The sequence below is a fragment of the Aeromonas sp. QDB18 genome, from assembly GCF_027705325.1.
In the GTDB taxonomy this organism is placed as follows: Bacteria; Pseudomonadota; Gammaproteobacteria; order Enterobacterales; family Aeromonadaceae; genus Aeromonas; species Aeromonas caviae.
The window spans coordinates 1-13,029 of the sequence record NZ_JAPDBQ010000121.1 but is presented as its reverse complement, the minus strand read 5'-3'; the positions used below and the strand labels follow the sequence as shown (position 1 = coordinate 13,029).

Sequence of the window (13,029 nt, the reverse complement as noted above, 5' to 3'; positions counted from 1 at the left end):
AAAGAGCGACGCAGCTTTTGGCTGCTGCGGGAGTGGCATTCTACTCAACCGCCTTCTCGAGTCAAGCCTTATTTTCACAGGCTTTTCGAGGCTACCGACTTAGGCTTTGCGTTGACGCTTGCCCTGTCGATGGAGGCGGATTATAGGGAGCTGAAACTTTCTGGCAAGGGCAATTTCGCATAAAATTCGCATTTTCAGCTCAACCGCTCACCAATCAACCAACACGGTGATTTAATGCTCTGACAGGGTTCCGTATGCAGGCACCCTCTACGCCTTGCAGGCTCAAGGAGGTCAGCAGATCAAGGTTGTATCGAATTGCCTTTCCCGAACACCATAACCATGGTGATCGGGATCCGGCCTTCGGGTAACATAGCGCCCCTTTGCGATTCTCACACTCTTGGGCTTTGGAGAGTTTAATGCCTTTTGCACTTGGCCAGCGTTGGATTAGTGATACAGAGACGGATCTGGGGTTGGGGACTGTCGTTGCTGTTGAAGGACGCATGGTTACCCTGTTGTTTCCGGCTACCGGTGAAAACCGTATGTATGCCAAAGAAGAGGCGCCGGTGACCCGGGTCAGCTTCAATGTGGGCGATCAGATTGCCAGTCACGAAGACTGGACCATGACGGTCGACGAAGTGCAGGAGAGAGACGGCCTGCTTATATATGTAGGTGTGCGCACCGACAACGATGAGCCCGTAGCCCTCAAGGAAGTGTTCCTCAACAACTTCATCAAGTTCAACAAGCCGCAGGATCGCCTGTTCGCCGGCCAGATCGACCGGATGTCCCGCTTTACCCTGCGCTACGAGGCGTTGATCAACCAGCACCAGCGCCGTCGCAACCCGACTCGCGGCCTGGCCGGTGGCCGGGTCAGCCTGATCCCGCACCAGCTCTATATCGCCCATGAAGTGGGTCATCGCTACGCCCCGCGCGTGCTGCTGGCCGATGAGGTAGGTCTGGGCAAGACCATCGAAGCGGGCATGATCATCCATCAGCAACTGCTCTCCGGCCGCGCCCATCGGGTGCTGATCCTGCTGCCCGAAACCCTGCAGCACCAGTGGCTGGTCGAGATGCTGCGTCGCTTCAACCTGCACTTCTCCCTGTTTGACGAGGAGCGCTGCATCGAGGCGTTCGCCGATGCGGAGAACCCCTTCGAGACCGAACAGCTGGTGATCTGCAGCCTCGACTTCCTGCGCAAGAAGCGTCGTCGCTTCGAGCAGGTGCTGGAAGCCGAGTGGGATCTGCTGGTTGTCGACGAAGCGCACCATCTGGAGTGGAGTGAAGAGGCGCCGAGCCGTGCCTATGAGATGGTGGAAGCGCTGGCCGAACAGGTGCCGGGCGTGCTGCTGCTGACTGCGACCCCGGATCAGCTGGGCCACCAGAGCCACTTTGCCCGTCTGCGCCTGCTCGATCCCGAGCGTTTCTACGACTACGAGGCCTTCCTCGCCGAGGAGCAGGCCTACGGTCAGGTCGCGAGCGCAGCCCAGGAGCTGCTGGATGGCGAGACCCTGAGCGATGAAGCCAGACAGACCCTCGCCAGCCAGCTGGAAGGGTTGGACTTGAGCGATGCCGCCGCCCGCCAGCAGGCGGTCGCCAAGCTGCTGGATCAGCACGGCACCGGCCGGGTACTGTTCCGCAACAGCCGCGCCAATATTCAGGGCTTCCCCGAGCGTCACCTCAACGTCTACCCCATGCCGCTGCCGGAGCAGTACAAGACTGCCATCAAGGTGATGGGCATGATGGGTGGCAACGGTGGCGATCTGCAGACCCGTGCCCTGCGCTACCTCTACCCCGAGAAGATCTTCCAGCAGTTCGAAGGCGATAACGCCACCTGGACCCAGTTTGACCCGCGCGTCGAATGGTTGCTGGAACTGCTGCTCTCAGCCCGCCAGCAGAAGGTGTTGGTGATCTGCTCCGAAGCGGCGACCGCCATCGCGCTGGAAGAGGCACTGCGTACCCGTGAAGGGATCCGTGGTGCCGTGTTCCACGAAGGGATGTCGATCCTAGAGCGGGACAAGGCCTCCGCCTATTTTGCCCAGCAAGAGGGTGGCGCCCAGGTGCTGCTCTGCTCCGAGATCGGCTCAGAGGGTCGCAACTTCCAGTTTGCCAACCATCTGGTGCTGTTCGATCTGCCTCTCAACCCGGATCTGCTGGAACAGCGTATCGGCCGACTGGATCGTATCGGTCAGCAGAATACCGTCGAGATCCACGTTCCCTATCTGGAAGGGACTGCCCAGCGCGCCCTGCAGCTCTGGTATCACGATGGTCTGGACGCGTTCGAGCAGACCTGCCCGACTGCACGCCCGGTATTCGAAGCGGTACGTGAAGAGCTGTTCGAGCTGCTGGCCGCCAACACCGGCGATCAGGCGGCCCTCGATGCCCTGCTGGTCAAGACCCGCGAACTGCACGAGCCGCTCAAGGCCCAGCTGGAACAGGGCCGCGATCGCCTGCTGGAGATCCACTCCAGCGGTGGCGCCGCCGCTCAGCAACTGGTCGACAAGCTGGCCGCCGAAGATGACGACACCGGCATGATCTCTTTCGCCCTCAAGATGTTCGACGAGATCGGCGTCAATCAGGATGACCGTGGCGAGAACGCGCTGGTGCTGACCCCCGGGGATCACATGCTGGTCTCCAGCTTCCCGGGCTTGCCGCAAGACGGCATGACCATCACCTTCGATCGCAACACAGCCCTGTCGCGTGATGACATGGCGCTGCTCTCCTGGGATCATCCCATGATGCGCGGCGGTATCGACCTGATCCTGGGCTCCGAGATCGGTGCAACCTCGGTCGCACTGCTCAAGAACAAGGCGCTGCCCATCGGCTCCATCCTGCTTGAGCTGATCTTCGTTGCCGAGTCTGCGGCCCATCCCCAGCTCCACCGCTTCATGCCGCCGACGCCAATCCGTCTGCTGATGGACAAGAACGGCCAGAATCTGGGTGAGAAAGTGGCGTTCGATGCCTTCAACCGTCAGCTGACTCCGGTCAATCGCCACCTCGGCAGCAAGCTGGTCACCGCGTCCCAACCGGTGATCCACGGTCTGATTGGCAAGGGGCAAGCCATTGCCGAAGAGCTGAAAGCCGGGATTGTCGACAAGGCCCGCACCCAGATGGCGCAGACCCTGCAGCAGGATCTGGACAGGCTGGAAGCACTCAAGGCGGTCAACCCGAACGTACGCGACAGCGAACTGGATTATCTGCGCAATCTGCAGGCAGAATTGCACCACCTGATCGATCAGACCCAACTCAAGCTGGATGCAATCCGCTTTATCGTGGTCACCCATAACTGACAAGGTACTGACCGACAGCGGCCAGACCCAGCTCAAACTGGATACCCAAGGCCGCTTTGTCGTGGTTACCCATAACTGATGGGGGCTTGCCCCCACCTTCTGATGCGAGACATTTATGTTTGAATACTCACCGCCTCTGGAACCCTGGCTCGATATCCTGTTCAAGGACAAGGACATCATGGTGGTCAACAAGCCCACTGGCCTGCTAAGCGTCCCCGGGCGCGGCCCCGAGAATGAAGACAGCGTCCTGCATCGGGTGAAACAGCAACACCCCAAGGCGGCGGCAGCTCATCGCCTCGACATGTCCACCACAGGCGTCATTGTCATTCCTCTCAATCCCAACTCTCATCGGGAGCTGAGCCGACAATTTCGCGAGCGGGAGACCGAGAAACACTACCTCGCCTGGGTGTGGGGCGAGCCGGAAGCAGAGTCGGGTCAGGTCGATCTGCCGCTCTGCGTCGACTGGCCCAATCGCCCGAAACAGAAGGTGGATCACGAAGAGGGGCGTCACGCCCTGACCCTGTGGCAGAAACTGAAAGTGGAGAACGGCAACAGCCTGATCAAGCTGACCCCCATCACAGGTCGCTCCCACCAGCTGCGCGTCCATATGCTGGAGCTGGGGCATCCGATCCTGGGTGACAACCTCTATGCTCATCCGGATGCGCTGGCGGCGGCACCCCATCTCTACCTGCATGCGGCCATGCTGACTATCAGCCACCCCCGCAGTGGCGAGCGGATGACCTTCGAGGCGCCAGCCCCTTTCCCGGTCTGAGCCTGACAGGTAACTGCCAAATAAAAAGAAAGCCCCCATCGAGAGATGGGGGCTTTTTTATCGCTCAGACGCGGATATCGATATTGCTTCCGAGGGAAGCGCTGGCCGATGTCGGCGCAGCCGGAGCGGATTGCGCTGCGGTTTGCAGCAATTTCAGTGCGGATTCGCCTTCCTGGGTCTGCTGCTTTTTGGCCAGGCTGGCCACCATCAGTGCAGAACCGAACGACGCATTTGCAGAACTAGAAATATCCATTGTGTACCTCCTGCCAAGAGACTATCGGCCGGGACCGGTGAGACATGAGCCATATCGTTCAACGCAGATATGCCTTGTCCGGCGAGCGCCGGGCCAACCAGCGCTCTTCCATCTCCAGCAATGTCTGATAGGCCTTTTCAGCATGCTCCGGGCGACTGAACAGATATCCCTGCCCATACAGATGTATGTCGGTCAATGAGCGCAGCACATCGAGCTGCCCCTGGGTCTCGATCCCTTCACATACCAGTTTCTTGCCAAGCATGGAGCCCATACGGCAGATGTTGGCGACCAGTTCGGCCGCCTCAATGGAGGTGTCGATACCCTGGATGAAGGACCTGTCTATCTTCACCTTGCTCACCGGCAGCTTCTGCAGATAGCTGAGGGAGGAGTAGCCGGTGCCGAAGTCGTCAAGGGCCAGATGTACCCCCTGCTGGCTGAGATCCTGCATCAACTGCAGCGAGTTCTTGACCTCGCGCATGGTGGTGTCTTCCGTCACCTCCAGCACCAGGCTGGACGCAGGGATATGGTGCTCCATCAGCGCTCTGGCCACCAGCTTCAAGAGGTTGCGCTGGTACATGCCCGGGGAGATGTTCACGCACATCTGCAAGTCCACCAAACCCAGGTGCTGCCACTGATGCAGTTGTTCACATGCGGTATTCAATACCCAGCCACCCAGTTTCTCGGCCAGCTGGAACTCTTCCGCCACCTGGATCACCTCGTTGGGGGGAATAAAGCCAAGCTCGGGATGGCGCCAGCGCAGCAGCGCCTCCACGGCTTCACAGCGGCCACTTTCCAGATTGACGATGGGCTGGTAATAGAGCTCGAGCGCATTGTGCTCCAGCGCCATCACCATGTCAGACGCAAGATGCTTGCGCCTGGCCGTCTCGTTGAGCAGGGAACTGTCATAGATGACATAGGGAACATGGGTCTTGCGGCTGTGAGAGAGGGCCTGCTCCGCCCGGCTGAGCAACTCCTGGGTCTGGTTGCTGTCGGTCGGGAAGAAGGCGATACCAATACCGACCTCAAGCCGGAAAGGGTAGTTGTCGATGATGATGTCTTGCTTGATGGAGTGGAGCACTCTGGCCACGAGCTCTCTGACCTGACGAAGATCGCTCCCCTCCCGTTGCAGCATGGCAAGCTGATCTCCCCCCAAACGCGCCACCCACTCCCCGTTTTCGCACAGGGCGCGCAGCCGCTTTGCCACCTCCTGCAGCAGGAGGTCCCCTGTGTTGTAGCCAAACTTGCTGTTGATATCACGAAAGTCGTTGATGTCGACCAGCACCAGTCCGAAGGAGGTGTCACGGGTGACATAGGCATCCATCTTTTCCAGCAGCGCCAGCCGGTTGGCGAGCCCGGTGAGGGGATCGATCCTAGCGGTCCTGAAATGGCGCCTGGCTTCTCGCACCAGCAGGCCGCTGAGCAGAATGACGGACACCACCAGCCCCGACACCATGAACAACAGGGCATTGCGCAACTGGCCAAAACGCGCGTCGTTGCCCGTATAGACGTTGATGTTGTTCTGCATGACGGAAGCAAGAGAGTAAGAGAGGGGTTCCTGCAAGGGCGCCAGTGTCATCATGACTTGCTGGTAATCCGGCGTCCCCGGTTTGAGCCTGACCAAATCAGGCTCCAGCTTGCGGATACTGCTTTCGGTCAGTTTCACCAGCCGCAGCGTCTTCGGATTGTCCGCGAGGCTTTTTCTCAATTGGCCGCTCAGGAGGATGGGGGTACGACTCCAGAGAATGTCATAGCGGAGCAGCAGGGCTTCCTGGTCTATGCCACCATAGTGGTAAATCTCGACGGCATTGAGAAAGCGGCCCAGCTCGAGCTGCAACTGCATCAATGCCCAAGAGACGTCATAGGTGTACTTCTCCATCACCCGGGTCGCATTTTGTATCTGCACCAGGCAATAGAGGGTGCTACCCGTGAACAACAGAATGGATAGATAAAGAACGCCGAGTAAGGGCCAGGCCCTGGTCTTCGCTTTCACCCAGTACTCCCGTAAACCACCGTTTTTACTGCTGAATGTCGATCGCACTCAGTTGCCAGATCATCATGTCGGTGAACTCGGAACGCCTGAGTTCGGGATGCTGATCCAGCGGCAGGATAAACCAGAGCGGCCCCTTGTCACGTACCCGCATGGTCATCCCGTCATCCTGCCAGGCCAGGATAGGATCGTATTGCTTGACCTTATCCCAGTTGATCCGGATCTGGAAACTGTTCAGGGCGGTGAGCGTGATGCTCTTGCCGTTGGCCTTCACCTCCGTCAGCACGTCCGCCAGTTTCGGCCCCACGTATTTGTGCGGTTTGTCCACCCAGGGATTGCTCGTCACCACCTCATGCTGCGGCAGTGCCTGGATCATGGCCATATCGAACAGCACCTCTCCATCTGCCGGGTCGGCAGGGTCCAGATTCCCCGTCACCTTGAGAATGACCGGTCCCTGTGGTGTCGCCTGCGCCATGCCCGGCAAGGCCAGGGAAAGGAGTAACGGGAGAAGCCCTAAGTATCGCATGTTCACCTCAGATCATTTCACTATCAACAACTTCAGCTTAGTAGCACTAAAAAAAACGGCCCGCAAAAGCGAGCCGTTTGATGACTTGACGGGATTACATCATACCCATACCGCCCATGCCACCCATATCAGGCATGGCAGGTGCATCTTTCTTCGGCAGCTCGGAGATCATGCACTCTGTGGTGATCATCAGGCCGGCGACGGACGAGGCGAACTGCAGGGCAGAACGGGTTACCTTGGTCGGATCCAGGATACCCATGGCCAGCATGTCGCCGTATTGTTCGGTGTAGGCGTTGTAACCGTAGTTGCCTTCACCGTTCTTCACGGCATTGGCGATGACGGAGGCTTCTTCGCCGGCGTTGATGACGATTTGACGCAGCGGGGCTTCCATGGCGCGCAGGGCAACCTTGATGCCGACGTTCTGGTCTTCGTTGTCACCACGCAGGGAGGCCAGCTTGGCAGCAACGCGCACCAGCGCTACACCACCACCGGCAACCACGCCTTCTTCCACGGCTGCGCGAGTGGCGTGCAGGGCATCGTCAACACGGGCTTTCTTCTCTTTCATTTCAACTTCAGTGGCAGCACCCACCTTGATCACGGCAACACCGCCGGCCAGCTTGGCCACGCGCTCTTGCAGCTTCTCACGGTCGTAATCGGAAGAGGTCTCTTCGATCTGCTGACGGATCTGGGCCACGCGGCTTTCGATCAGGGCAGCATCACCCACGCCATCGATGATGGTGGTGTTCTCTTTGGTGATGACGATGCGCTTGGCACGGCCCAGATCTTCCAGGGTCGCTTTTTCCAGCTCCATGCCCACTTCTTCGGAGATCACGGTACCACCGGTCAGGATGGCGATATCCTGCAGCATGGCCTTGCGGCGATCACCGAAGCCCGGCGCCTTGACGGCGGCCACTTTCACGATGCCACGCATGGTGTTGACCACCAGGGTCGCCAGCGCTTCGCCTTCCACGTCTTCGGCCACGATGATCAGCGGTTTGCCCGCCTTGGCCACACCTTCCAGCACCGGCAGCATTTCGCGGATGTTGGAGACTTTCTTGTCCACCAGCAGGATGAAGGGGTCATCCAGCTCGACGGAGCCGGTTTCCGGCTTGTTCACGAAGTAAGGGGAGAGGTAGCCGCGGTCGAACTGCATGCCTTCTACCACCGCCAGTTCGTCGTCCAGGCCCTGACCGTCTTCCACGGTGATGACGCCGTCACGGCCGACCTTGTCCATGGCTTCGGCAATCAGCTTGCCGACCTTCTCGTCGGAGTTGGCGGAGATGGTGCCTACCTGGGCGATGGCATTGTTGTCGGCACAGGGAGTGGACAGAGCTTGCAGCTCGGCAACGGCAGCCACAACGGCCTTGTCGATACCACGCTTCAGATCCATGGGGTTCATGCCGGCGGCAACGGCCTTCAGGCCTTCGTTGACGATGGCTTGAGCCAGTACGGTGGCAGTGGTGGTACCGTCACCGGCGGCGTCATTGGCCTTGGAAGCGACTTCCTTGACCATCTGGGCACCCATGTTCTGGAACTTGTCTTCCAGTTCGATTTCACGAGCAACGGAGACGCCATCCTTGGTGATGGTCGGGGCGCCGAAGGACTTGTCCAGCACCACGTTGCGGCCTTTCGGGCCCAGGGTCACCTTGACGGCATCGGCCAGGATGTTGACGCCTTCCAGCATTTTGATGCGAGCTTCGTTGCCAAACTTAACTTCTTTAGCTGCCATGTTCTTCAATCCTTAAATCAATTCGGGAAAAGAGGGAGGGTGATTACTCTTCGACAATCGCCAGGATGTCGGTCTCGGACAGGATCAGTACGTCCTGGCCATCCAGCTTTTCGGTCTTCACGCCGTAGCCTTCGTTGAAGATCACCTTGTCACCCACCTTGACGGCCAGTGCTTTGACATCCCCATTGTCCAGAATTCGACCAGTCCCCACGGCAAGAACTTCACCACGGGTGGACTTCTGGGCCGCAGTGCCAGTCAAGACGATGCCGCCAGCGGATTTGGCTTCAGCTTCGATGCGCTTGATGATGACGCGGTCGTGCAGTGGACGAATTTTCATCGATAACTCTCCCAAAATGAGTCTCTGTGTTGCTTGAGGAATGGCCGCAATCGGCCAAATTTGTCATGCCCCTGATCTGGGGCAACAGGGCTAGCCCTTCAAGGGCAAATACAAAAAAAATATTTTCACGTACTATGAACACCTTCGATGGATCACCCATCCCCAATCAGGAAGGCGGATGGAGACGGCCAGCATTCAGGCCCAAAGCACCTAGAGACTCTGCCTTGAGCCGACCCAATCCCATGCTGACCGCTCCCATGACGCCCATGCTGCTGCGCATGACGGGCCCCATGATCCTGGGCATCATCGCCATCCTGGCCTTCAACCTGGTCGATACCTTCTTCATCGGCATGCTGGGTACCCAGGCGCTGGCCGCCATCAGCTTCACCTTCCCGGTCACCTTCGTGGTCACCTCCCTGACCATGGGGCTGGGCGCGGGCCTGTGCGCCCTGCTCGGTCATGCCCTGGGGCAGGGTCGCCACGACGAGGCAGCCCGCATCACCACAGACTGCCTGTTCCTCGCCGTCATCCTGGTGAGTCTGCTTGCCGGACTGGGGGCAATGACCATTACCCCTCTGTTCACCCTGCTGGGGGCCAGCCCCGAGCTCATCTCCCTCATCCACGATTACATGCTCATCTGGTATCTGACCGTCCCCATGCTGGTCGTGCCCATGGTCGGCAATGCGGCCATCCGGACCACGGGGGATACCAAGACCCCCAGTCTGGTGATGGGGGTCGCCGGTCTGGTCAACGGCGTGCTGGATCCTCTGCTCATCTTCGGGCCGGGCCCCTTCCCCGAGTGGGGCATTCGGGGCGCCGCCATCGCCACCACCCTCTCCTGGCTGATGGCCATGCTGGTCAGCCTCTATATATTGCGCCACCGCGAGGGCCTGCTGCGCTGGCGCCTCTCCCCGCGCCCGCAGTTGCTGGCCCATTGGCGCACCCTGCTCCATGTGGCTGTGCCCGCATCGTTTACCAACATGCTCAACCCACTGGCCAACGCCGTGTTGATGATCATTTTCGCCGGGCTGGGAACCGAGGTGGTCGCCGCCTACGGCGCGGCATCCCGGGTCGAGGCCTTGCTGCTCATCGTGATGATGGCGCTCTCTTCCGTGCTGGCCCCCTTCATCTCGCAGAACTGCGGCGCCGGGAATCCGGCCCGAGCCAAGGCCGCCCTGCTGCTCTGCATGCGCTTCGCCCTGCTGTTCCAGCTTGGGGTCTACGTGCTGACCTGGCTTCTCGCACCCTTCATCGCCGATCTGTTCAGCGATCATCCGCAAGTGGTGCGACTCATCGTGCTCTATCTACATCTGGTCCCCATTGGCTACGGCTTTCAGGGCATGGTGATGCTGCTGGCCTCGGCGCTCAACGGCGTCAGGGCATCGGCGGTGTCACTGCTGATAAACGGCATCAGACTGTTTGCCTTCTTGCTGCCAGGGGCCTGGCTGGGGGCAAAACTGGGGGGAGAACAGGGGATCTATCTGGGGATGCTGCTGGCGAACCTGGCCGCCGGATTGCTGGCATGGGGGTATGCCCGCCACAGATTCGAGCGGCTGTGCCGTCAGGGGAGATCCTGACGGCACAGCCCGAGGCTCGCGATTACTCTTTGCGTTCGAACTCCCCTTCGATGGTGTTGCCACCGCCTCGCGGGGATTGTCCGGGCCTGTCATCGCCCGGGCCCGGTTCAAACGGCTGCTGGCGAGCCTGGAAGCCCCCCATCTGCATCCTGAACTGATTGCTGCCAATCAGCTTGTCGGCCAGCATGTTGCGCAGCCAGGGCTGCAGCAGCAGGATGCCGACAATATCGCTCACAAATCCCGGGATAATCAGCAACAAGCCCGCCAGCGCCAGCATCATGCCACCCATCACCTCGCGGCCGGGCATCTCCCCCAGCTGCATCTTCTGCTGGGCAGTGAGCAGGGTCTTGATCCCCTCGCTGCGCACCAGCGACGATCCCAGCACGACGGTCAGCACCAGCAAGCCAACGGTCGGCAAGGCCCCGATCACGGAGCCCACCTTGATCATGACGGTGAGCTCCAGCAATACCAGCCCGACCAACAACAGTAACAACTTGCCCATAGCAACCTCGGAGCGATGAATGAATGGACCCGGGGTGTCCGGTCGGCAGCCGCACATCGCTGATGCTGGCGCGCCGGGTTCAGGTCTTCTGACATTAAAATGGGGCTGGTTGATCATTTTTCAAGCCTCTCCTGCCGCAGGCGCCGGAATACGGATAAATATTTGTCCGCCCAACTGGGATTGAGGTGGTTGTTCTGTCAAAGTTAATCGCCCGATTGCAATATCTGTTTAATGACCACAAGAAATTTGAGGTTGCCTCAAATTTAGTGATCCAGGTCTAATACCGGATACCTCAATTGAGGTAACATCAACACCAGTCATTGCACAGGGAGCAACTGGCTCCCAACTGCCCCACCCGATGTGTGGTGCTTCAGGATGAAATGTGCGTAGGGAAATCGCGACCACTCGGTGAGGATCGTTTCCATTTATTTGATTTCTGAGGCATAACAATGAGCGACATCAAGAACGTCCGCATTGAAGAAGACCTGCTGGGCACCAAAGAAGTTTCCAACGACCTCTACTACGGCGTGCACACCCTGCGCGCTGTTGAAAACTTCAAGATCAGCACTCAGAAGATTTCTGACGTTCCCGAGTTTGTTCGTGGCATGGTCCTGACCAAGAAGGCGGCTGCACTGGCCAACGGTGAGCTGGGCACCATCCGTCCCGAGATCGCAGACAAGATTGTCGAAGCCTGCGACCTGATGCTGAACACCGGCAAGTGCTTCGATCAGTTCCCGGTCGATGTCTACCAGGGCGGCGCCGGTACCTCCGTCAACATGAACACCAACGAAGTGCTGGCCAACATCGCCCTCGAGCTGATGGGACTTGAAAAGGGTCGCTACGACGTCATCAACCCCAACGATCACGTCAACAAGTGCCAGTCCACCAACGATGCCTACCCCACCGGTTTCCGCGTGGCCGTGGTCAACAGCACCGACACCACCCTGCACGCTCTGGAAGCCCTCATCGCGGCCTTCGATGTCAAAGCCAAGGAATTCAAACATATCCTGAAAATGGGCCGTACCCAGTTGCAGGACGCCGTGCCCATGACCCTGGGTCAGGAGTTCCACGCCTTCGCCGTCACCCTGCGTGAAGAGATCAAATCCATCAAGCGTTGCCAGGAGCTGCTGCTGGAAGTGAACCTGGGCGCCACCGCCATCGGTACCGGTCTGAACACCCCGCCCGAGTACTCCGGTCTTGCCATCAAGCGTCTGGCCGAGATCACCGGTCGTGCCTACGTACCGGCAGAGGACCTCATCGAAGCGACCTCCGACTGCGGCGCCTATGTGATGCTGCACGGTGCGGTCAAGCGCCTGGCCATGAAGCTCTCCAAGATCTGTAATGACCTGCGTCTGCTCTCCTCCGGCCCGCGCACCGCGCTCAAAGAGATCAACCTGCCGGAAATGCAGGCTGGCTCCTCCATCATGCCGGCCAAGGTCAACCCGGTCATTCCGGAAGTGGTCAACCAGTCCTGCTTCAAGGTATTCGGCAACGACGTCACCATCACCTTCGCCGCCGAGGCCGGTCAGCTGCAGCTGAACGTCATGGAGCCGGTGATCGGTCAGGCCATGTTCGAATCCCTGAGCCTGATGGAAAAAGCCTGCATCTCCCTGCGCGAGAAGTGCGTGGAAGGCATCACCGCCAACCCGGACATCTGCATGAACCACGTGCTGAACTCCATCGGCATCGTGACCTACCTGAACCCCTTCATCGGTCACCATGAAGGCGACATCGTCGGCAAGATCTGTGCCCAAACCGGCAAGAACGTCCGCGAAGTCGTGCTGGAACGCGGCCTGCTGACCGCCGAACAGCTGGACGAGATCCTCTCCATCGAGAACCTGATGAACCCGCAATACAAAGCCAAGCGTTACACCCGCGAAGCCACCGTATAAGCGAGCAGATGGGCCGGGGTTATCCCGGCCCATTTAAAGTCAATTCCCGAGCGGTCTCCCCACAGCCCCATCGGGAATTGGCTTTTCAGCCTAACAGGGCCGACGCATGATCATTCTTTGCGCTAGTTGATCAAGTATCGATCAGTTGAGCGGCGCCAAGTACGATTTTA

11 protein-coding genes are annotated in these 13,029 nt (G+C 59.2%); 5 read left to right on the top strand and 6 right to left on the bottom strand.

All coding sequences use genetic code 11. The annotated features are described in order from the left end of the window. From OKC30_RS15985 to rluA, 3 genes are all read left to right on the top strand, one after another. Positions 1 to 183, top strand: a 183-nt coding sequence (locus OKC30_RS15985; RefSeq protein WP_270809688.1) for a hypothetical protein, incomplete at its 5' end; no start/stop codon positions are given. A gap of 233 nt (positions 184 to 416) precedes the next feature. Next, positions 417 to 3,284: an RNA polymerase-associated protein RapA gene (rapA, locus tag OKC30_RS15980; RefSeq protein WP_160838954.1), complete on the top strand. Its 2,868-nt coding sequence runs from the start codon at positions 417 to 419 to the stop codon at positions 3,282 to 3,284. A gap of 115 nt (positions 3,285 to 3,399) precedes the next feature. Next, entirely contained in the window at positions 3,400 to 4,056 is a 657-nt protein-coding gene (gene rluA, locus OKC30_RS15975; protein ID WP_005343025.1) for a bifunctional tRNA pseudouridine(32) synthase/23S rRNA pseudouridine(746) synthase RluA, read from the top strand. 64 nt (positions 4,057 to 4,120) lie between these two features. On the opposite strand, the gene OKC30_RS15970 is transcribed toward rluA, so the two are convergent. The 5 genes from OKC30_RS15970 to OKC30_RS15950 form a co-directional block, all read right to left on the bottom strand. Then, positions 4,121 to 4,309 (bottom strand): hypothetical protein, encoded by a 189-nt coding sequence (locus OKC30_RS15970; protein ID WP_043153121.1) that lies wholly within the window; start codon positions 4,307 to 4,309, stop codon positions 4,121 to 4,123. Between the two features lie 58 nt (positions 4,310 to 4,367). Beyond that, the gene (locus OKC30_RS15965) at positions 4,368 to 6,299 is read right to left on the bottom strand and encodes a putative bifunctional diguanylate cyclase/phosphodiesterase (RefSeq protein ID WP_029313817.1); all 1,932 of its coding nucleotides are present in this window, start codon (positions 6,297 to 6,299) and stop codon (positions 4,368 to 4,370) included. Positions 6,300 to 6,324: 25 nt separating this feature from the next. Next, positions 6,325 to 6,822: a molybdopterin-binding oxidoreductase gene (locus OKC30_RS15960; RefSeq protein ID WP_029313815.1), complete on the bottom strand. Its 498-nt coding sequence runs from the start codon at positions 6,820 to 6,822 to the stop codon at positions 6,325 to 6,327. Between the two features lie 94 nt (positions 6,823 to 6,916). Continuing rightward, positions 6,917 to 8,551 (bottom strand): chaperonin GroEL, encoded by a 1,635-nt coding sequence (gene groL, locus OKC30_RS15955; RefSeq protein WP_010673136.1) that lies wholly within the window; start codon positions 8,549 to 8,551, stop codon positions 6,917 to 6,919. A 43-nt stretch (positions 8,552 to 8,594) separates the two neighbouring features. Continuing rightward, positions 8,595 to 8,888: a co-chaperone GroES gene (locus OKC30_RS15950; RefSeq protein ID WP_005309514.1), complete on the bottom strand. Its 294-nt coding sequence runs from the start codon at positions 8,886 to 8,888 to the stop codon at positions 8,595 to 8,597. Between the two features lie 242 nt (positions 8,889 to 9,130). On the opposite strand from OKC30_RS15950, the gene OKC30_RS15945 reads away from it, so the two are divergent. Continuing rightward, positions 9,131 to 10,465 carry an MATE family efflux transporter gene (locus OKC30_RS15945; protein ID WP_234888665.1) on the top strand — a complete coding sequence of 445 codons (1,335 nt, stop codon included), beginning with the start codon at positions 9,131 to 9,133 and terminating at the stop codon, positions 10,463 to 10,465. A gap of 22 nt (positions 10,466 to 10,487) precedes the next feature. Here OKC30_RS15945 and OKC30_RS15940 read toward each other — a convergent pair whose 3' ends face one another. Continuing rightward, on the bottom strand, positions 10,488 to 10,967 hold the full coding sequence (locus OKC30_RS15940; protein WP_160838958.1) for an FxsA family protein: 480 nt from the start codon (positions 10,965 to 10,967) through the stop codon (positions 10,488 to 10,490). 449 nt (positions 10,968 to 11,416) lie between these two features. Between OKC30_RS15940 and aspA the strand changes: the two genes are divergently transcribed. Then, entirely contained in the window at positions 11,417 to 12,859 is a 1,443-nt protein-coding gene (gene aspA, locus OKC30_RS15935; protein ID WP_010673133.1) for an aspartate ammonia-lyase, read from the top strand. The last annotated feature ends 170 nt before the right edge of the window (positions 12,860 to 13,029 follow it).